Here is a 22,406-nt window from a genome sequence, read left to right as displayed (position 1 = left end):
CTTCGGTAGATTACATTTGCGACATGTAAGCGCTTCCAAAAAAATTTCCCGACAACTGTAAGCGCTTACAAAAGAATAGAGCCATCGCGGCGAACTCAACAAAACCTATTTTTCAAAGGGCGAAACAATGACTACAAAAGCGACTCAACTATCGCGGCTAGCTGCTGCGATATCGGTCACGACACTCTTTGGCTGCGGTGGTGGCGCCACTACCTCAACTGATATCAACGTCGTAGAGCCATCAGCGCCAGTTTCAGACTGGCAATTGGTATGGAGTGACGAGTTCGATGGCACTAGCATCGACGACGATAAATGGACCCATGAAGTAAACTGCGCAGGCGGTGGTAATAATGAAGCGCAGTGCTACACCGATGATGGCACTAACTCGTTTGTAGACGACGGTGTTCTCAACATCGTTGCCCTACCGGCAGAAGAAGGGGCGCAGAAGCCCTACACATCAGCGCGTTTAAACACACGTTACAAAGGCGACTTTAAATATGGCCGCATCGAAATGCGAGCCAAAATGCCATCAGGGCAAGGCAGCTGGCCAGCTTTTTGGATGATGCCGACCGATGAAGTATACGGCGGCTGGCCACGCTCTGGCGAAATCGATATTGTTGAAGCCGTAAACTTAAAAGCAGCGGATATCGACGGTAATCCAGAAGCGCATATATACGGTACGCTCCACTATGGTAAAGAATGGCCAAACAATGACAGTTCAGGCCAAGCATACTCGCTACCTAATGACGCTAACCCAGCAGACGATTTCCATACCTACGCTATAGAATGGCAAGAAGGTGAAATACGTTGGTATATGGATGGCTATTTGTATGCAACACAGCGCCGCTCTGAAGTTCGTGTAAACAGCAAAGGCGAAGCCACTGGACTTGCGCATCGTGGTTGGTATGCAGAGTACTTTGAACAGGGCTCTGGCGAACTTACTACGTTCTGGGACAACGCACCGTTCGACCAAGATTTTTATCTTATTCTTAACTTAGCAGTAGGTGGAAACTGGCCTGAAGCGGTAAATGAAACCGGCATTAATGCCGATGCGTTTGCACAAGGTCAAACGTTCGCCATTGATTATGTGCGTGTTTATGAATGTGCCTCAGACCCTGATACGGGTAGAGGTTGTGAAACGGTCCGCCCTGGTTATGATTCATTAGACGATGCCATGGTTGAAGGTGCAGCGCCTATTCCGTCACCGCCATCAACGGGTATTGCACAAAACCTTACTATTTTTGGTGGCACGCCAAATCCTAACTGGCCTGCATGGGACTGCTGTGGTGGTAGTACTCCAGCGCTTGTAGAAGACAGTGCTGAAGGACAGGTTTACGAGTTTAGTATTGGCGATGCACCAACCGTAATGGGCTTTATTAGTCGAGAGCTATTCATTACCGATCCTGAAGGTCAAGCATCACCTTTTGATGCCTCTCCGATGGAAGAAACTGGAAGCGTTAAATTTGACCTTAAAATGATGTCTGCTCCAAACAATGCAACAACATCATGGTTATTTAAAATTGAAAGTTCAGAAGGCACAACCGCCGTTGAACTGCCACTTATGGACGGCTATGTCGGCCCATCTGATACAGCAGCTGCTACCCCAACACAGGGTGTGTGGGAGTCGTACGAATTCCCACTTAGTATGCTGACAGAAGCAGGGCTTGATACCAGTGCCATTGATGTGGTTATGATTTTCCCACTATGGGACACAGGTAGTGGTGCCGTTTACCGTGTTGCAAATGTAGAAATTTCACAAGACGCAGCATTGGCTTACCCAGAGTTGGTTATCTTTGAAGATGAGCAAAATCCAGACTGGCCAATGTGGGACTGCTGTGGCGGTTCTACGCCAACGGAAGAAATCGATGATGAAGAACATGGTCTTACTGCTGAATTCCGCATAGGCTCAGCGCCGACAGTAATGGGCTTTATTACACGCTCAGCGTCAGGTGGTGGTGATACACCGTTTGATGCAACAGCGCTAACTGATGGTGGCCTACTTCAATTTGATATGCGTGTAGTAAGCATGCCAAACGATGCATCTGCCCCTTGGTTATTTAAAATTGAATCAAACGATGGTGCAACCGCGGTTGAACTTCCACTTGCTGAGAGCGCAGAGGGTGCAGACCCGGTCGCTGGTGAGTGGCAAACGTACACCTTCCCTATATCTTCATTGCAAGCTGCAGGCCTTGATGTCAGCGCTATCGATGTAATTATGGTATTCCCAGCATGGGGCACGGGTGAAGGCGCAGTATACCGTCTTGATAATGTGAAGTTTTATCACCCAGACAGTGAAGGCGGCAATGGCGCTGCCGGTGCAATAACCTTATTCGCTGATGCTGCGGCAGATCAATGGTCTATTTGGGACTGCTGTGGAGGCTCTACGCCAACAGAAGAAATCGATGACGACGCTCATGGCGTAGTCGCTGAATTCCGAATTGGTGCAGCACCAACGGTAATGGGTTTCCTTGCTGATGAAGGTGTATATCATGACGCTTCAGCACTACTTTCAAATGGTGCAGTGCGCTTTGAAATGAAAGTAAGCGCAATGCCAAATGATGCATCTGCGCCGTGGTTATTCAAGATTGAATCTGGTGATACCGCAACAGCTGTCGAGCTACCTTTATCTGCGAGCCTAGAAGGGGCAGACCCAGTAGCCGGAGAATGGCAAACCTACACATTCCCATTACAAACATTGTTTGATGCTGGTTTAGATATCAGTGCCATTGATGTCGTTATGGTATTCCCTGCATGGGGAACCGGTGAAGGCGCAGTGTACCGCATCGACAACGCTGAAATTGCAGCGCAATAACAAAGCTTGATGGCCGACGATGTCGTCGGTCATCCAATCAAATTGATAAGATTTGTAGGTCAACTATGAAAAACATAACCTTTAAAAAGACCCAGCTTGCCACATCCATGGCGTTGTTATTGGGCACAGCCGCATTCACTATGCCAACGCTAGCACAAGAAACTGACGTGCCAGAAGAGGCAGAGCTAGAAGTTATCCAAGTAAGCGGTATTCGTGGAAGCCTCATGCGTTCGATGGACCTTAAACGAAGCTCGAACGGTGTGGTTGACGCCATCTCTGCAGAAGAACTTGGTAAATTCCCAGATACCAACTTAGCCGAAGCGCTCCAGCGTATTACTGGTGTCACCATTAGCCGCTCAAACGGTGAAGGTAGCCAAATTACGGTTCGTGGTTTCGGACCAGAGTTTAACCTTGTGACATTAAACGGGCGTCAAATGCCGGGCACCGGCTTTACTCGCTCCTTTAACCTTGAGAACTTATCCTCTGAAGGCGTCAATACATTAGAGCTTCATAAAACAGCACGAGCTGAAAACCCTAGTGGTGGCCTGGGCGCGACGGTAAACATTATTACCATGAAGCCATTGTCACAACCGGGTCAAAACTTTACGTTTTCAGCAAAAGGTATTTATGACACTTCTAACGAAGAGGGCGACGATGTAACGCCTGAAATCGCCGGCGTATACAGCAACACCTTTGCAGACGATATGTTCGGGTTTGGTGTGTCATTCTCGCATCAAGAGCGTGATTTCCAACAGCAAGCCGCAAACATTCAAGGGTGGGTACTACAAGAAAATGACGCTCTACCCGATTTGGATGCGCAAAACGCTATTGATAACCGCAGTAATATCACCGATGCAGCTTTCTTCCCTAAAGACATGAACTACAGCATTAACGACGTTCAACGTGAACGCCAAAATGCTCAAGTTACGTTCCAATTCAGACCGGTTGATAACTTTACGGCAACGGTCGACTACACCGCGACTAGAGCAACAACCGGCACTAACTCTGTGGGTTGGGGTATTTGGAATAACTTTGGCGCTAACATCAACGCGTATGAGCTTGACGAAAATGGTACTGCGATTTATGCAGATATAAGCGGTGATGATGCGTCATTTACTGCAAGTAGAAATACCACTCGCGTCGACGCGCGCTCTATTGGTGTAAATCTAGATTGGGAGCTAAATGACGACTGGCATTTTACGCTAGATTACCATGATTCATACAACGAAACTGATAATGGCTACGACGAAGGTCTAGGCAGCGCAGGGCAGATTATTCTAGGCTCTGATCAACTACAGTCTAAAGAGTATGACTATCGTTCAGGTGACATCCCGCAGTTTTTGGTTAACTGGAACAATGGCAGCAATGAGGTTTTACCGAGCGAAATTGATTCAAACTTCAGTCAATTTATATACTCACCGGGGCGTTCTGATATCGAGCAGCTTCAGCTAGACGGAACGTGGTTTAATTCATCATTCGACATCCCATTGATAAAAGTTGATTTCGGTTACGCACGCACGCAACAATCACTTAGCGGTTTTTCCGCATGGAGCGGTTTACGCGGCGGCCCTGGCTTTAACCCATCATTCACTCAAATATTCCCAGACAGCATGTTTGTCAGAAATGACACAGGTGACTTCTTAGATTCGTTTGATGGTGGTGGCTCGGCACTTAGCCCAAACTACTACTATACGTTTAACTTTGACGAAGCCATTGCGCGTCAGCTCGCGTATTTAACCGCAGATGTGGTGGGTGAAAGCAATGCGTACTCTATTGACCCGTACTTTATGGGCGCGCCTACGGTAAGCAACGTTGAAGAAACTACAGACTCTATCTACGTTCAGACTGAGTGGGACTTTGACCTTGCAGGTTACTACGTTCAAATTAACGCTGGTGTTCGTTATGAAGAAACTGAAGTTCCTAGCGCCGCTGAAGTACGTGTGCCAATTCAAGTAAATTGGGTAGCGGCTTCCGAGTGGATCACCGCGTTCCAACCCGATCTTCAGCTTCAAGATTTTACCGGCGAATACGATATCGTATTGCCTATGTTTGATGTAAAAGTTGATGTGACGGATGACGTAGTTGCACGTTTCTCATGGGGTAAATCAATTACTCGCGCTCCTATTGGCCTTTTACAAGGTGGCCGTTCATTTAGTGGCAGCCCTAAAATAGGCGCGCGTACCGTATCAGAAGGCAACACTGCGCTGTTACCGTACGAGTCAACAAACCTAGATTTATCACTTGAGTGGTACTACGACGAATCGAGTTTTGCGGCTGTTGGTTTATTCAGAAAATCAGTTAAAAACTATATCGACTTTTCTGCTTCAGATGAAACCTTTGACGGCTTAAACGATATTTATCAAGGCCCACGTTGGAACGAAGCGGTATCAGCGCTTGAAGCACAAGGTGTTCAAGCCACTGACAGTGCTATTTACGGTTACTTTGTTGATAACGGTTATGCAGATGCAAATGGTGTGGTTTCACCCAATGCTGATGACCCCCTTATCAACTGGCGTGTAACCAAGCCTCGTAACCTAAACGACACAAAAACTGTTGAAGGTATTGAGCTTGCCGTTCAGCATACGTTTGGTGAAACCGGCTTTGGTGTAGGCGCAAACGCGACATTCGTAGATGGTGATGTTGAATACGACCCGTATGACTTAACACCGCAGAACCCATTGGTAGGTATCAGCGATTCAGCAAACTTCCAAGTGTTCTATGAGAAAGAAGGCTTGTCGGTAAAAGTAACCTACGCATGGCGTTCAGACTATGTTATCGGTATTGGCCAAGCACAAGGTTCATCTGATAACCCAGCAACGCAGTTTGATACCTTCGGTCAAGTTGATGCAAGCATCAACTATGACGTAACGGATAACCTTACGGTATTCCTAGAAGGCGTGAACATTAACGATGAGACTGAGCGTGGCTACGGTCGCTTTGAAGAGCAATTCTTGTTTGCTCGTCAATACGGTCCGCGTTACACCTTTGGTGCACGTTACTCGTTCTAAGACGAGCATAAACAACAAAAGGCCGCGCTAGCGGCCTTTTTTATTTCACCCTCTTTATTATTCTAAGCACGAACACGTCGCAATCACTCGCTCGTAATCATTCGCCTTCTCCTAACTGTACTAAGGCGTAATAAATCTGCACCACACATTAATAAACACGCTGCTATTGCCCTACGTTACCAGACACAAAAGCTTACACGCCCCATACGCATAATGAGTAAAGACCATCTGTATGCCGTTCAGTACACGTTAAACAATATCAATGGCAAGGAAGTGCTGTACGTCAACGTAAGACATAAAAAAGCCGCTATGCCAAAGGTATAGCGGCTTTTTATGAATGCTATAGGCAGCGCCTTAGCATGCCTTAGTGCGTTTAATTGCAGGTAACCTGGGCAGACGCTGCACGACCCGGTGTAAATTGAATATCGGCAAGGCTGATAGAGGCACTACCCGCACTACCTATTTCAAAGGGCACAACCAAACCGCTAAAATCAATGCCTTGGTTAGCAAAACATTGGAGGTCAACACTGAGCGTAGACCATGTATCGATTGGTAAGGCGCTAAGCTGTTCACTGATATCAATCTGCGTTGAACAACTGCCTGGCGCGTCGCCCTCGCCTTCACAGTTCATGCCAACGGTAAGCGGTGCTGTGATGGCAGAGTGTCTATTCACACTCATAGTTAGCGCCGAATTTAACAATAGCTGTGCACTTAAATCTTCCCTGAAGAAACTCTTGCTCGCAAAGCGCATTGCAGCAAATTCAGACCCATCAAATGTCAGTTTACGGGAGTCTTCCTGCACCTCTTTATCTACCGTTCGATAACTAACAGCCCCTATTTTGTGCGTACTTGCATTCACTTCCAGCGAGCCGTCACCAGAGTACAACCACAAGACCCACGGGACTTGCACTGTGCCATTTAAGATCTCAAGCGGCTTGTCATCATCGGCGCTGACCGTTACGGTTGTGTCTAGCGTGTCATCCAGTACATTTTCATCTGTTAAAGACAGACCAAAACCATAAGGTAACAAAGGCGCGTAATCGTCATCACCGACGTTCACGATTTGCTGCGGGCTAGCCGGCCAAGAAAAGGGTAACTTTCCTTTAAAGTCTTGCTCACCAAATAACACATCTGCTACCGCCGCACCTTCAGACCCCGGTAACCAAGCAGCCACGAACGCATCCGATGCGTTAAGCTCAGCATTTACCCACATAGGGCGGCCGCTAATGAAGACAGAAACCACAGGAATGCCTTGCGCCTTTAGGTTTGCTAGAAGCGCAAGATCTTGTTTCATGCCGTTTTGATAGATAAGGGTTTCTCTATCGCCATGTCCTTCTGCATATGGCTCTTCGCCAAATACGACTACCGCGACATCAGGCTTGGTTTCAAAGCTTCCATCGACTGAAAGCTCAACACTTCCACCCGCTTTATTTGCATGGGCGGCAATACCGTCGTAAATAGACGTTCCACCTGGAAAGTCTTCATTCGTGTTGTTCGTGCCCTGCCAGGTAATACTCCAGCCACCAGATTGTTTACCGATATTATCAGCACCATCACCCGCGACGAGGATACGTTTGCTCCCGTCAATAGGCAGGGTATTGGCTTTATTTTTCAATAGCACCAACGACTCTCTAACAGCTTGTTTTGCAATCTCTCTGTGCTCTTTTTTACCAATGAGCGAGCGATCGCCTGATAAAGGGCGATTCGCTGGGCTGGGTTTTTCAAATAACCCAGCACGAACTTTTACACGAAGAATACGGCGAACTGCATCATCGATACGCGACATGGCAATCGTGCCATTGTTTACCTGAGCAAGGGTATTATCAAAAAGCACCTTCCAATCGCTAGGTACCATAAAGATATCTAAGCCTGCATTTATCGCCTGCGCACAATTGTCATTGCTACAGCCCTTTACTTGCCCGTGTCCATTCCAATCGCCCACAATGAAGCCGTCAAAGCCCATTCGGTCTTTAAGCACATCGGTAAGTAGGTATTTATGACCGTGAAGCTTTTCACCGTTCCAGCTGTTAAACGAGGCCATTACAGACTGCGCGCCTGCGGTTAGACCGCCTACATAGCCTTGTGCATGAATATCAAAAAGCGCTTGTTCAGATGCAATATTATCGCCTTGGTCGTCACCACCCACGGTGCCGCCATCTCCAACAAAATGCTTTACGGTACTGATAACGCGCTGGTCGCTCAAAAAGTCTTTATCCGCCGCGCCTTGAAGACCTTTAACCACTGCTGCAGCATATTCACGAACAATGGTAGGGTCTTCAGAATAGCTTTCATACGTTCTTCCCCAGCGGTCGTCTCTGACCACGGCGACCGTAGGCGCAAAAACCCAATCTATACCCGTTGCCATGACTTCTTTTGCTGTCGTATGCGCAATTTTTTCAACCAGCTCAGGGTTGTTTGCTGCACCTAATCCAATGTTATGCGGGAACAACGTAGCACCAACAACATTATTGTGACCATGAACCGCATCCGTACCCCACATCGTCGGTATGGTTGAACCATCAACACTGTCGTCTACCGATGCTTGATATAGCCGCTCTGCAAGGGCCACCCAGTCATCAGGGGTTGCATGTTTATTATCATCTGGGAAAGCGCCACCACCATTTAGGTATGACCCGAAGCCATACTTACGCATATCTTCAACGGTGATATTACGTATTTCTGGTTGAATCATCTGCGCCACTTTCTGCTCTAGCGTCATAGTGGCCATTATATCGCTGACCTTTTGCTCAACCGCAGGGTCGGCTTTCACTTCAATATCGAGCACAGGCCACACTTTTTCAGCGCTTGACGCTGCTTTCACGTCATCGCTTTGCGATACAACGGGTTGCTCATTTGTCTTTGTGCAGCCTGTAAGTAGTGCTGCGGCAATTACCGAGGCAAGAATGTTAATTCGCATCGTAATTCCTTAAACGTCTTCGGGTTGTGTTACGCGACTGCCCACCACGCCATAGTAGGCAATGAATAGGTAGCACGCAGCAGGGAGTAAAAATGAGAGGGTAATACCAATAGAATCTGCCAGCATACCTTGCAGTAACGGCACAATAGCGCCCCCTACAATGGCCAGACACAAAATGCCCGACCCTTGTGGAGCGTGCTTACCAAGCTGCTGTAAAGCCAAACTAAAGATGGTGGGAAACATAATTGAGTTGAAAAGACCCACACTCAAAATAGACCACAGCGCAATATTTCCTGAACTTGATATAGACACTAAAATAAACACGATTGCCATTACCGCATTAAACGCGAGCACTTTACCGCCAGAAATCTTCTGCATTACAAGTGCGCCAATAAAACGACCGACCATTGCGCCTCCCCAGTAATATGCGATTAACTGAGATGCTTTTTGCTCGCTTAAACCAGCAACGGCAGGGCTAGCTAGGTAGTTAACTAGCATACTGCCTATAGCCACCTCTGCCCCTACGTACATGAAAATACCGACCGCACCAAGCACAAGGTGGCGATATTGCCACGCACCACCAGAGAACACTTTTGTATTGGTATTGGTGTGATGAAGCTTAGGTAATTTTAAGTACAAGAACACGAGTGCAAGAAGCAGCAGTGAAAACGCCAAAATAAGATATGGCACCTGAACGTCAGATGCAGAAGCCGTTGCTGCGCCATGCTCGCCAGCGGCACCAAACATAAGATAAGAACCAAAAAATGGTGCTACCGTCGTACCCAAAGAGTTAAATGCTTGGGTCATTGTCAGGCGAGAAGACGCTGTTTTAGGATCGCCCAATGCGGTGACATAAGGGTTGGCAGATACTTGCAGGATAGTAATACCCGAAGCCAGTACAAACAGTGCAATAAGAAATATCGCATAAACACCGAGCGCCGCTGCAGGGTAAAATAACAAGCACCCTAAACACGCTATTGCTAGCCCGACCACGATTCCTTTTTGATAGCCAATTTTTGCGACCAACATACCAGCAGGGAGTGAAACGATAAAATAAGCACTAAAAAAGCAAAACTGAATAAGCATTGCTTGTGTAAACGTTAAGTTAAATGCCCCTTTTAAATATGGAATAAGAATATCATTAAGGCAAGTGATAAAGCCCCACATGAAAAACAGCGTAGTTAACGATATAAGTGCAAACCTATATCCACCTGCAGGCATGCTTGCACCTGTCGTTGTATTGCTAGAATGGGCTGATGTATCCACTATAAACCTCTACTGACATTATTATGGTCTAATAACACGTTAGTCACGAAAGCCGAACAAATACAGTTTTTATATTTGTAAGCGCTTACATTGTTAACTAAATATTACACGAAGACCCCAGAAATTCAATGTAAAAAACATGTTATTTTTTATCTTCTACTATCACACAAACATTATTAACAGGTAATCAGCTGTCTTTCTTTTTGTTGCTTCACTACCCGCTCAATCGTGCCGTCTATACGTCGCTTATACAGTCGATTCATCGAATACCTCACAAAGGCCATACGTTATTTGAGGTATCATGGCACACACACAACTTATCGATATCCCCCTCATGTTTGAAGCGAGTCATCTACTGTTACTGGCTACCATTGCCGCGGCAACATTTATTCAATCGCTCACTGGGTTTGGGTTCGGTTTAATTGTCGTTTCAATATTGACCGTATTTAACCTTTTACCGCTCACTGCAACTGCATTTCTCATTAGTGCATTAAGCATTATCAATTCAGCAGAACTTGCGGTGAGAAACAGACACCATATTCAGAAAGTCGCGGCGAGACGAATTCTTTACGCAGGCCTACCTTTTATTGTGGTGGGTTTTATATTGCTTGAATGGTTGTCGACCTCTGAAGCAGGGTTACTAAAAACGCTTTTAGGTGTGTTTATTTTACTTGCAACCTTTTCATTATTGATAAAAAAGCAGAAACAAACACACGAAAGCGGTGCCCTTAGCTTTTTTCTTTCAGGCGCATTTGCGGGTGTGTTGGGAGGACTATATTCAACATTCGGCCCGCCAGTTGTTTATCAAATATACCGACAACCGTGGCACATTGAGCAAGTAAAGGCCACGCTGCTTTGTGTGTTTAGCATTACGTCGTTAATTCGGCTGTTAATTATTCCCTTTGGCACGTGGCCCGCACTCGATACGTTTTATGTAGCTATCACGGCAATACCCGTTGTTTTAATTTTCACCAAATTAGCGAGAAAGGCATCACCATTTATTAACCACAATATTATAAGGCGTTTCTCTATTTCACTGCTGGCAACAAGCGGACTACTCTTACTGTTTCAGCATTAACGAATATGCACGTGTTCATGGGAATGAGGATGCGCGTGCAAATGGTCATTGTCGTCACGACAAGGTTCTCCCGGCAATTCAAATTCAATGGTTGTATGGGCAAGTTTAAAGGGCGCCAGTATCTCAGCAACTTGATGCTTTAGATAACGCAACCTGTCATTGTCGATACTGCAGTTAATGACGATGTGAGCGCTTAGCACGTGCTGCTCACCGTCTAACGACCAAAAGTGAATGTGGTGAATTTCTTCTACGTGATCTAGTGAAAGTAACGCCTCAACAATGTCTTTCTTTTGCTCCTCATCTGGCACGCCTTGCAGAAATAACTTCATCGTTTGAATAACATAGCGTATTACGTTAACCAGAATGAAAAGCGTGAACACGATAGAAAGTACCGGGTCTAAAATAGGCCAATGAAAAAAGTGCAGTACAATCGCTACAATCAACACTGCTACCCACCCCATTGCATCTTCAATCAAGTGCCAGTTCAGCACTTTCTCGTTCATAGAATGGCCACCGCTAAGCTTAAATGCAGCAAATCCGTTAACCGCAATCCCTAAAATAGCCATGCCTATCATGCCTTCGGTCAGGGGCATTTCTGGCTGCATCAAACGTGGTATCGCTTCAGAGAGGATCCAAACTGAGCCAACAACGAGAATAAGCCCATTAATCAGTGCACCTAATAAACTTAACCGCTTGAAGCCATATGAGTACTTCTCGGTAGCTTGCTTATGCCCCATTTTACTTAAACACCACGCCAGCCCAATGGAGAGAGAATCACCAAGGTCATGCACAGCATCAGCCATAATGGCAACACTATTAGTAAGCCAGCCTCCTACAAACTCAATAATGGTAAAAACAAAGTTTAGCCAAAATGCCCAGCCAATACGTGTGCTGTCAGTTTCACCATTGCTATCGTGATGTTCGTGGTGATGATGATGGTGCATCGCTGTTACTCTTTTTTCAATGAGTTGTCAGCATACGCTCCTGTGCGCTTTATGCCAATAAACATGGCACGCAGAAGGCTGGCTTATTGATAGACATCAATTTTACCGCCATGGCTCGCCGCGCCGGTTTCTTTAAACCTTAATGTTATCGTTATAAAATCTTGCGCTTTATGATTACATATGTAATCTTTATTGTAGACTACAAATGTAATCCACAAGAGGCGATGATGACAGAGACAAATAAAAGGCCCGACATTTCTAATGCTGAGTTCGATGTACTCGACGCGCTATGGGACGACTATCCCGCTACGTCTAATGACATCATTGCCAGATTAAATCGACAAAAAGATTGGCACGAGAAAACGGTCAAAACATTATTGGGTCGATTAGTTAAAAAAGGGGTACTGGATTATGAAAAGCATGAGCGCAAGTACCTTTATCGTCCTCTTATTGCCCGTGAAGATTATACGAAAAAAGAAACTGAGACATTTGTAAGTCGGTTATTTAAAGGCAAAATTGCCCCCATGGTTGCTGGGTTTGCCAACCACAATACGCTGTCAAAACAAGATGTTGAAGAACTCAAAACGTTGATAAAACAATGGGAGAAAGACAATGATTAATTGGGTTTTGTCTCAACAAATAACGCTGTCTTTTACCCTTTTGATATTAATTGTTTTTGAGCGGCTGTTAACAAAATACATTGGCCCTCGCCTAAGTTACAAACTGTGGTTTTTTGTACCGCTAACCATGATTGCCTTTAACCTTCCACTAGAGATTGCGCCGGCGGTATCCAGTCAGATAAGCCGCTATGTGGTGGGAATGACACCCGCGCTACCTGTTACCGATATCAATGCATTTTACCTTGTGTGGGCAGCTGGTGTTGTACTGATAAGCACTTATATTGCCGCTCACTATATTGCTGTCTATACCTCTGTTGGAAAAAAGGTCGACACTTATAAAGCAGCATATTACAGCCAACGCGCCACCACTCCCATGCTCTTTGGGTTTATTACCCCAAAGATATTGCTGCCCTTACACTTCACCTCGTCTTATAGCCATCAACAGCAGCGCATGATCATAGAGCACGAAACCACCCACGCTCGCCATGGCGATCATATTTGGAATGCATTAGCGCTAATTGTTACTACAGCGTGTTGGTTTAACCCAATGGTCTGGCTGGCTTTAAAATCGTTCAGAATACATCAAGAACTCGCGTGCGATAGCCGCGTACTCGAAAACAAATCAAGTAATGAAAGACTTTCCTATGCAAAAGCACTTGTGCAGTGTGCTGAGCATTCATCAGCAACTCTTAATCTCTACCCTACATTTGGAGAAAAAAGCACCATGATTAAAAGACTACAACATATCAAGCAGCCTCGTGTGGCGAGCAAATTCGTCAGTATTGCGTCGGTATTAATGATAAGCGCATTTACAGCCAATATTGCATTAGCTAACTTCAGTAATACGCCTGTAGAAGCGAGTAAAATTAACGATGCAAACCCGGTTAAACGGGTTGAACCTCTCTACCCTCAAAATGCAGTAACCAACGAATTGGAAGGCTCAGTAGTTCTGCAATTTGATATAACAGAGTCGGGTACCACCGATAACATTAGTATTATTAACTCAACGCCAGAAGGTGTATTTGACGACAGCGCTCGTAACGCGTTATCGCAGTGGGAATACAAGCCGCGTATACAAGGCGGAACGGCGCAGCGCCAAGCAGGGTTATTAGTGCAATTAGATTATAAACTTCGCCCTGATACAGCAGCACAGTAATACAGCAGTGACGCTGCTCACAACAATGAACAGCGTCTTTCTATGCTTTAGCGCCCTTGATACCCTCATTGTCTTTTCTCGTCGTCCTCGTACCTCGGGGAGTCAAGACAATCTCAGTCGACACATTAAGACGATGTGGAATAACATGAGAGGCCACGATTACCAACGAATGTTCGCTAGCTTCATTAAGTCGTTCACAAACCCTGCGCTGTGACACAGGATCCAACCCCTCAAATGGTTCATCAAGTAACAAGACGTGAGGTTTAGCAACCAGCGCTCGCGCCAGTACTAGCCGTTTACTCTCACCGCCAGACAAGGGCCGCCCTCCCTTTCCTACCCATGTCGTTAACGGTAACAACGACGTTAATCCAAGAGCTTGCAAGCACGATGTCATATCATCTTTTGTTATGTCATCGTTCGCTGGGTTAAGGTTGAGTGCAACGCTGCCTGACAACACGATTGGAGTTTGCTCTACGTATAACCATTTATCGACAAGGCCTGCATTAATTATATTACCATCAACATGTCGCGACCCCGTTGACGGCAACAACCCTACCATAGCTTGTAATAATGAGGATTTTCCGCAACCAGATTCACCACTGACGGTAACCAAACCAACGGCAGGCAACGACGTAGTGAGCGCCGGCATAGCTCTGTCGTCCGCTTTAAACGCGGTTAATACTAGCTCTTCGCGTAAAGGAGGGGATGTTAATTGGTGTAGTGGGCGCGTATTAAGTGCTTGAAGTGCCTTTTTGCTTTGTTGGTAATGTGCATATTTGCTAATGGCAATAAATGCGCCCGACGCCCACTCTGGAGCAGCTAAAATAACCATTGGAACCACAACAGCAATGGGCACGAAAAACGCAGGTGAAGCAAAGGCACAAATAATCACTACGAGTAGAAACGCGATGCCTTGAAATAGCCACGCACCGCGTTGCGCTTTCTGCTTTTGTTGAGCGTGCACTTTCCACACGTCACTCGCGCTCGGCGTTTTCATTAACGTGGTCGCATCACCCTGCGGCGTTTTGTGTTTTAAATGCCAAATGGCGCTGGCATTAAGGAACTGAGACGAGATATCGCGAAAATGTCCTGCGTGTTGAGTGTGTGCTTTTGCAAGAGTCAGTGCTCCCATCCCCTGCCACACGATTAACACTAAAAATGAAACGTACAATGCCCAAAGTACATTTACGCCTGGCAACTCGAGTAAGGAAGCGCCTACACACAGTGAGGAAAAGATAAAAAGAACACTTGAAAGCGGCGATATCCATGCAATCCATTTCGAGGCTAATTCTTCCGTATGGTGGGCTAAGGCCTCTGTCGTAAGTGCTTTTTCATCTAATCGACTATTGGTTAACTGAGAAAATACCGCAAGGCGTGTAGTCGAAATTCTGGTGAGCAAGTCGTTGTGACCTACCCACATACTCGCATAACCAGAGGCAATCCGTAAAAGCGCAAATGCGCGAATAACAACAGCGGGAATGACATAATTAAAACCAATAGGCGCGATTGCGCTAATGGCAATAAACCAAGAAGAGACGACCAAAATACTTAAGCCCGCCACACCATGTAGCATTGCCAGTAAAAGCGTGAGGTAAGCTGGCCGTATTGATGAGTCAGAAGACGGCTCGGCCTTTTGCGTTTTCATACCAACACCTCTTTGTTTTCAATTGTCCAAAAATGAGAAAACCACTGTGCAGGAAGCGCTTTATGCGATGCCCATAGAAGCGTTTTTTGTTGAGTGAGCGAATAAATCAGTGACGATAACCGATGGTGTTGGCTATCAGGCAAGTGTGCTGTTGGTTCATCAAGCAACCAGACCTCTGCATCACGAAGCAACGCACGGGCGAGCGACAGTCTCTGCGCTTCACCACCGGATAATGCCGGATAATCAGTCATCTTTGTATCAAGCCCATGAGGCAAGGCGGCTAACCAATCTCCAAGCTCTACGCGGTGCAATGTGTCGGTAAGTACTTTGTCACAATAGGAATCATCTAAGCACAAGTTGTCTCGCACACTAGACGGCAAAATAACAGGCGTTTGAGTAAGCCACACCGTATTACAAGGCAGCGAGTGAGAAGCCTCACGTTGTTGTGAGAGAGCTTCTAGTAATACCGTTTTACCGCTACCTGACGCTCCACTCAGCAAAATATGATCTTTGGGAGCAATGTGCATCGCCTCACCATGCAATAGGTCAGGCACATCGAACGACGCTGCGTGCCAGCCGGTAAACGCCGTCAATGCGCTTTCACTGTGCCGCGAAACAACTGAGGGTAAAGTTGGAGTCAAGGAATGCCCGGATTTTGAAAAAAGCGAAGCGAGGGCCTCTTGTGCTGATTCAGCTTGTGCTTTTTGATGATAAACCTGTCCTAATTTTTTCATTTCACTTAACAGTAACGGTACTGTTAATAACATCCATAAGCCTTCATGCAGTGAAATAGTCGGCCCAACGTTTATCTCTCCCAGTAATGTAAAGCCGATAAAGACCGCAACAAGTGCGACTGATAATGTCGCGAAGAAATCGAGAACGCTATTTGATAAAAACGCGACGCTAACCACATTCATTGTCCGCTTGTTCAAATTCTCACTGGCTTGTGACAATAACGATGTTTGCGCATCATGAGCGCGGTAGTTGGCTAACATGGGTAATGCCGTTAAACGGTCGGTGAACATTCCCCCTAGGCGTTCTAAGGCAACAAAATGCTTTTTATGAAGAGTAGCGGCGCCCTTACCCACTATAATCATAAAAAGTGGAACAACAGGAAGCGTGATAAGTAGCCCTATTCCAATCACCGCATTGATATAAAGAATAACCGTAAGCACTAACAAAGGCACAATGGCTGCAACTGTCTGCTGAACACGATATTCACATGCCCAGTCGGCGAGCGCCTGTAATTGCGTTAACCAAACTGCCTGCCAGTAAAATGTTGAGTGCTGTCTAATCAACGCATGCTGACGCGCTGCAAAAGCTTGTTGCAGGGCACGCTCTAGCGCCGTTAATAAGGTCATTTTGTAGCGTGTAGATAAGTGGTTAAAAGCACCTTGTAACGCCCAACTTATTGCTAAGCTAATTGCCAAATACACGCTTATGGATACACTTACAGCTGTCTTATTTACTATCCACTCGTGAACAATAAGCGAGAAAAAGTAGAACCCAATAATTAAAGAAAAAAGCGACAAACACTTAACCAGGGTGAACTGTAAAAGCGACATTCGCATGCCAAGCTGATGCGCCTCATCAATTTCACTCACCCATTGAGTAAGTGTTTGCCGATAAGCATTTTTTTCTTTTATCACTGCTAAGTTACCGTTGTAATCATTCAGGTTAAAAAGGTGAAGCTATTGCTTCACCTCTATTCAATAACGTGGATTATTCAGCGTCTTCGGGTCTATCCATATTTTCCGTAGACTCTAGCCACATGGCGTTAATAATGCCAAATGAACATGCGAGTAACACACCTAATATCCAAGCGAAATACCACATCATCGTCTCCTTAATAAATTGTGTGAGATTGATCTAAGTCGTCGTTTTTAATGCGGCCACGCATTACGTAGAAGCTATATGCGGTATAGCTAAGCACGATGGGTACGAAGATACAGGCAACAATAAACATCACGTTCAACGTAAGATGGCTTGAAGTGGCATCCCAAACTGTCAAACTCGCTTGCGGCATGGTGATACTTGGCATCAAGAACGGGAACATTGAAAGGCCTGCCGTTAAAATCACACCGGCAATGAACAGCGCACTAGATACGAAAGCAAGTCCCGCATTTCCTCTCTTAGAGAAATATGCACAGGCTAATCCCGCGGCAATACCTAACACTGGTGCAATTATCATAAGGGGGTATGCGTGGTAGTTATTCATCCATGCACCTGCCTCTATAGCTACCTCTTTTTTAAGTGGGTTTGATGTAGCAAGCGTATCTACCGTTGAGGTGATCACAAACCCATCTAAACCAAAGGCCACCCACACACCCGCTAATATGAATAAGGTAACACCCACTAGGCTTAACACCACAGAGACCGCCCGAGCGCGCACTGCAATAAAGCCATCGGTTTTCATCTGAAGCCATGTTGCGCCATGATTAAGCAAAATCGCTACCGACAGCAAGCCGCTCACGAGTGCAAAAGGCGTTAACAAACCAAAAAACGAGCCTGTGTAGGTTGAGCGTAGCGTACTGTCCATTTCAAATGGTACGCCTAGCAACAAGTTGCCAAATGCCACGCCAAAAATCAGTGATGGAATGATGCCACCAGCGAATAAGGCCCAGTCCCACGCTTTGCGCCACTGCGGGTTAGGCAGTTTACTGCGATAATCAAAACCAATAGGACGCATCCATAGTGCAATTAATGTCAGCGCTAACGCCAAATAGAACCCTGAAAACGCGGTGGCGTAAATAATGGGCCATGCGGCAAAAATGGCGCCACCGGCTGTAATAAACCACACCTGGTTACCATCCCAATGCGGGCCAATAGTATTTATCATTACGCGGCGTTCTTTATCGTTTTTACCAATAAGTGTAAGTAGCGCGCCCACCCCAAGGTCAAATCCGTCTGTGACGGCAAAACCAATAAGCAGCACTCCAACCAAACACCACCAGATTACACGGAGTAGTTCATAATCAATCATGCGTTTGCTCCCTTAGTCTCTAAATCAATAAGGGTAATATCTGTTTCAGGCTGCTCTGGAGCCGGCGGAACAGGGCCTTTTTTGGCGAATTTCTTCATTAAGTAAAACGCCACAATAAACATCACGGTGTAGAATGTACTGTATGCCACCAACGTTGTAACGATGTCACTGATCGCAAGGTTTGACGCTGAGGCATGTACAGGCAACACCTCGGCTATAGACCATGGCTGGCGACCGTATTCAGCCACAAACCATCCTGCTTCACTGGCAATCCATGGCAAAGGTAAGCTAAATAGCGACGCTTTAAGTAACCAACGAGGCTGGGTAATTTTATGCTTTGTGCTGTAGTAAAATGCGCAAAGGAATAACGCCAACATCAGGAACCCAGATGCCACCATTAGACGAAAACTCCAAAATAGCGGCGCAACAGGCGGAATGCTGTAATCAACGGCTTGTTGTAACGCAGTATCGCTAGGGTTGGAAACATCATCAGTAAAAGGCTCAAGAAGCATGGCATAACCAAGGCTGTCTTTATGCGCTTCAAAAGCTGCACGTTGCGCTGGTGAGGCAGTGCCATTGCGCACAGCGTCAAGTACCTCATAGGCCTTAATGCCATCAAGAATACGCACTTCGTTTTCACGTTTTAACGCTTTAATTCCCTTTACTTCTTCGGTAAGTGACCGAGTAGCAATAATGCCCATTGCCCAAGGGATTTGCAGTGCATAGTCGGTTGTCTCGGTTTCATCATTCGGAATACCGAATACTGTGAATGGAGCGGGTGCAGGATGTGTCTCATACTCGGCTTCAACAGCGGCAAGCTTAACCTTCTGCACATCGCCAAGTTCATAACCACTTTCATCGCCTAAAACAATGACTGACAACGTAGCAGCTAAACCAAAGCTTGCTGCGATAGCAAAAGAACGACGAGCAAACGCAATATGCTTGTGATTAAGTAGGTAGTAACTTGAAATGGCAAGAACAAATATGGCGCCAGTGACATACCCTGCTGACACGGTATGCACAAATTTCACCTGTGCCACTGGGTTGAACACAACCTCAGCAAAACTGGTCATTTCCATACGCATGGCTTCAAAATTAAACTCAGCGCCTACCGGATATTGCATCCAGCCATTTGCAATTAATATCCACAGCGCAGAGAAATTAGAACCAATAGCGACTAACCACGTTGCCATAAGATGCTTAACTTTGGTCATTTTGTCCCAACCAAAGAAGAACAACCCGACAAACGTTGACTCTAAAAAGAACGCCATCAGGCCTTCGATCGCAAGCGGTGCGCCAAAAATGTCGCCTACGTAATGAGAATAGTAAGACCAGTTCATACCAAACTGGAATTCCATGGTGAGGCCAGTAGCAACACCGATAGCGAAATTAATACCAAACAACTTGCCCCAAAATTGGGTCATTTGCTTGTAAATTTCTTTACCCGTCATCACATACACCGACTCCATGATGGCAAGCAAAAAGCTAAGCCCTAATGTAAGGGGCACAAATATAAAGTGGAACATTGCGGTTAACGCAAATTGCCACCGCGATAGTTCTATTAACGTATCGCTCATGGAACTTCTCCCTTCTTATCGCACAGGTATGTGCTATCAACAGTTATTAATGTGTAGTTAGCGTAAAGCTAGTAATCAGTAAGCTCATGAGCATGCTTTGTGCCAGCGTCACTACATAGAACGAAAAAGTCACGGCGACACGAGGAATGCTTCCATTTCCTTACTGTACGAGCACATTATTTCATGGCAAAAAAAGAAGAGATTTGATCTATCGCAAGGTGAGAAAATAGTTTTTGAGCCATTTATGGCAGCTGAGAGACAAAAATGGCACAGACATATTCAAAAACGAAAAGATATTTACTAAGTAACTAAGCGAAGCGCGGGAAGCTATACCCCTATTCTTTCGCACTGTATGGCGAATAGGTAAGGGTAAACGCACCACGTAAACTGCCTACGTCAAATCCTGTCGCCTGATCGTCAGGATAAGCAGCATTAATAGCCTGCTGAACGCTTGGTGATATAGCGTTGCCGTGACAAGCAGTGCATACTTGGCCGGTTTGAATCGCAGACATATACCGCATTTGGCCGGTGTTTTCATTGTACTGAATAGCCTCTAGTGGACCTTGTACGTTTGATGCTAGTGCTTGTGCAAACGCATTCAACTGCTCATGCTCCCACGCGTCGGCCGCATTATCTGAATTACGGACTTTTAGTGCCGTGCGCCCTACTTGCCACCCGTTAATGCTTAGCTCTTGTGCAATAGGCCCAGCGCTAAGACGGCAAGCATGAATGCCTTCTTCCAACCCATTGGTTTGAATCGCTTGTTTCAAGGTTGCTTTTAGCGCACCACCTAGCGCTTTTGCATGTATTCTAGCTTCATTCACTTTCTCTGATGGAACTGTTACCGCAACACTATGACCGCTTACTATTGCTGCACTGAGGCACGCGATTAACGTAAAATTTTTCATTTAATTACCTTTGAAAGTGAAGGCCAGGACGTTATTTTTCCTGCTCTTAATAAATCCCATTACCCCATTCCTTGGGCTAATCCTAACCTCTTACTAACAAGTGTTGTGCCATTATGGTAATCTCAATATTTGTATTACGTTTTTTGATAAAGGAAAGCTGGTTGTGAATATTGCTATTGTTCAAGCAATGATAGACGCGATTGACAAGCCTGCCATATTCATCAATCAAGACTATATTATCGAAGCCGTAAATACGCCTTATCGCGACACCTACCCGGTCAATATAAAGCCCGGCTTTAGCAAATGTTTCACCGTTTCACATAACAAAACTAAGCCGTGCGATCAGTGCGGTGAAACCTGTCCTATGACGCAATGCAAAGAGACAGGAAGAAGTGCAAGTACTGTACATATCCACTCTACTAATCAAGGTCAAAGTTACTGTGACATTCTTATGCGGCCGGTGCATGACAGCACCGGAGAACTCCTAGGCTACTTAGAAATATTGGACAAGCTTGCATTCGCCTCTAACAACCCGTCAGAAGGTAAGATGATTGGTGAGTCTGCAGCATTTAAGACGATGTTAAACAAGATAAATCGTGCGGCAAAGTCTGATATCGCCGTGCTTCTTCAGGGTGAAACCGGCACCGGAAAAGAGTTGGTGTCTCAAGCGCTTCATAGCAGCAGTAACAGGGCAGATAAGCCCTTTATTGTAATTGAATGTACGGGCCTCACCGATGCTTTATTCGAAAGTGAGCTTTTCGGTTATGAAAAGGGGGCATTTACGGGAGCAACAACAAATAAAAAAGGGTTGGTTGAGGCGGCCAATGGTGGAACCTTATTTTTTGACGAAATTGGCGACGTTCCCCTTTCTATGCAAGTTAAACTACTACGGCTGTTGGAAACGCAAACCTACCGGCCCGTAGGAAGCGTACATATTAAGCAAGCAAACTTCAGGTTAGTATGTGCAAGCCACAAAGACCTAAAAGCCATGGTAGCAACCGGCGCTTTTCGACAAGACCTCTACTACCGAATTGCGGGTTTCCCCATATTTCTGCCTCCTCTACGAGAGCGTCAGGACGATATCATTCTGCTGTGTGAGCATATTTTATCTAGCTTTTCTGACAAGAAACGACTTCACAAAAATGCCAAGCAAGCCCTTATGCAATATCCCTTTCCGGGCAATGTGCGAGAGCTGAAAAACGTTGTAGAACAAGCATCACTGCTTGCAGATGAAAACACGATTTTTGAAAGCGATTTACCCGACAGCGTTTTTGAAAAAAAAGACGATGAGGCGTTAGAAGGCATTGTTCCACTTGAGGTGGTTGAGGCAAATTATTTAGCTAATATTGTTCAAGGTTACACTGGCTCGATAGCCGACCTAGCCGAGTCTTTGAATGTCAGCAAGCGTACTTTATATCGAAAGTTGCAAGCATTAGGTCTTAAGCTTCCATAATAAGAATATTACGCTGGCATTAAAATAATTTTCGCTTTT

General features: G+C 45.7%; 15 protein-coding genes. 6 read left to right on the top strand and 9 right to left on the bottom strand.

The features are described from left to right. The first annotated feature begins 127 nt into the window (after positions 1-127). Positions 128-2,812 carry a family 16 glycosylhydrolase gene (locus AC27EZ_RS09985; protein WP_487135187.1) on the top strand — a complete coding sequence of 895 codons (2,685 nt, stop codon included), beginning with the start codon at positions 128-130 and terminating at the stop codon, positions 2,810-2,812. Positions 2,813-2,877: 65 nt separating this feature from the next. Next, positions 2,878-5,820, top strand: a complete 2,943-nt coding sequence (locus tag AC27EZ_RS09980) for a TonB-dependent receptor (protein WP_487135186.1) — start codon at positions 2,878-2,880, stop codon at positions 5,818-5,820. 373 nt (positions 5,821-6,193) lie between these two features. On the opposite strand, the gene AC27EZ_RS09975 is transcribed toward AC27EZ_RS09980, so the two are convergent. Both AC27EZ_RS09975 and AC27EZ_RS09970 read right to left on the bottom strand, forming a co-directional pair. Continuing rightward, a complete protein-coding gene (locus AC27EZ_RS09975; protein ID WP_487135185.1) occupies positions 6,194-8,737 on the bottom strand; it encodes a glycoside hydrolase family 3 protein in 2,544 nt (847 codons plus the stop codon). 9 nt (positions 8,738-8,746) lie between these two features. Beyond that, positions 8,747-9,958: a sugar MFS transporter gene (locus AC27EZ_RS09970; protein WP_487135282.1), complete on the bottom strand. Its 1,212-nt coding sequence runs from the start codon at positions 9,956-9,958 to the stop codon at positions 8,747-8,749. A 346-nt stretch (positions 9,959-10,304) separates the two neighbouring features. On the opposite strand from AC27EZ_RS09970, the gene AC27EZ_RS09965 reads away from it, so the two are divergent. Further along, a complete protein-coding gene (locus AC27EZ_RS09965; RefSeq protein WP_487135184.1) occupies positions 10,305-11,081 on the top strand; it encodes a sulfite exporter TauE/SafE family protein in 777 nt (258 codons plus the stop codon). Here the strand turns inward: AC27EZ_RS09965 and AC27EZ_RS09960 are convergent. Continuing rightward, entirely contained in the window at positions 11,078-12,025 is a 948-nt protein-coding gene (locus AC27EZ_RS09960) for a cation diffusion facilitator family transporter (RefSeq protein ID WP_487135183.1), read from the bottom strand. The genes AC27EZ_RS09965 and AC27EZ_RS09960 overlap by 4 nt on opposite strands. 224 nt (positions 12,026-12,249) lie before the next feature. On the opposite strand from AC27EZ_RS09960, the gene AC27EZ_RS09955 reads away from it, so the two are divergent. Both AC27EZ_RS09955 and AC27EZ_RS09950 read left to right on the top strand, forming a co-directional pair. Continuing rightward, positions 12,250-12,645 (top strand): BlaI/MecI/CopY family transcriptional regulator, encoded by a 396-nt coding sequence (locus AC27EZ_RS09955; RefSeq protein WP_487135281.1) that lies wholly within the window; start codon positions 12,250-12,252, stop codon positions 12,643-12,645. After that, complete coding sequence (locus tag AC27EZ_RS09950) at positions 12,638-13,801, top strand: M56 family metallopeptidase (protein WP_487135182.1); 1,164 nt, start codon at positions 12,638-12,640, stop codon at positions 13,799-13,801. Before AC27EZ_RS09955 ends, AC27EZ_RS09950 begins: the two co-directional genes overlap by 8 nt. A 40-nt stretch (positions 13,802-13,841) precedes the next feature. On the opposite strand, the gene AC27EZ_RS09945 is transcribed toward AC27EZ_RS09950, so the two are convergent. The 6 genes from AC27EZ_RS09945 to AC27EZ_RS09920 all read right to left on the bottom strand — a co-directional run bounded on the left by AC27EZ_RS09945 (position 13,842) and on the right by AC27EZ_RS09920 (position 20,914). Next, positions 13,842-15,446, bottom strand: coding sequence for an ATP-binding cassette domain-containing protein (locus AC27EZ_RS09945; RefSeq protein WP_487135181.1), 1,605 nt, complete (start codon positions 15,444-15,446; stop codon positions 13,842-13,844). Beyond that, entirely contained in the window at positions 15,443-17,095 is a 1,653-nt protein-coding gene (locus AC27EZ_RS09940; RefSeq protein ID WP_487135180.1) for an ATP-binding cassette domain-containing protein, read from the bottom strand. Before AC27EZ_RS09940 ends, AC27EZ_RS09945 begins: the two co-directional genes overlap by 4 nt. 73 nt (positions 17,096-17,168) lie before the next feature. Continuing rightward, positions 17,169-17,282 carry a cytochrome bd-I oxidase subunit CydX gene (gene cydX, locus AC27EZ_RS09935; protein ID WP_421134789.1) on the bottom strand — a complete coding sequence of 38 codons (114 nt, stop codon included), beginning with the start codon at positions 17,280-17,282 and terminating at the stop codon, positions 17,169-17,171. 10 nt (positions 17,283-17,292) lie between these two features. Beyond that, positions 17,293-18,429 carry a cytochrome d ubiquinol oxidase subunit II gene (gene cydB, locus AC27EZ_RS09930; RefSeq protein WP_487135179.1) on the bottom strand — a complete coding sequence of 379 codons (1,137 nt, stop codon included), beginning with the start codon at positions 18,427-18,429 and terminating at the stop codon, positions 17,293-17,295. Then, the gene (locus AC27EZ_RS09925; RefSeq protein ID WP_487135178.1) at positions 18,426-20,006 is read right to left on the bottom strand and encodes a cytochrome ubiquinol oxidase subunit I; all 1,581 of its coding nucleotides are present in this window, start codon (positions 20,004-20,006) and stop codon (positions 18,426-18,428) included. The genes cydB and AC27EZ_RS09925 overlap by 4 nt, the downstream gene beginning before the upstream one ends. Positions 20,007-20,341: 335 nt before the next feature. Continuing rightward, on the bottom strand, positions 20,342-20,914 hold the full coding sequence (locus tag AC27EZ_RS09920) for a Tll0287-like domain-containing protein (protein WP_487135177.1): 573 nt from the start codon (positions 20,912-20,914) through the stop codon (positions 20,342-20,344). 187 nt (positions 20,915-21,101) lie between these two features. On the opposite strand from AC27EZ_RS09920, the gene AC27EZ_RS09915 reads away from it, so the two are divergent. Continuing rightward, positions 21,102-22,367, top strand: coding sequence for a sigma-54 interaction domain-containing protein (locus tag AC27EZ_RS09915; protein WP_487135280.1), 1,266 nt, complete (start codon positions 21,102-21,104; stop codon positions 22,365-22,367). Positions 22,368-22,406: the final 39 nt, after the last annotated feature.

This window comes from Alteromonas sp. 4NH20-0056, from assembly GCF_057539655.1.
This window is presented reverse-complemented; position numbering and strand designations above follow the sequence as displayed.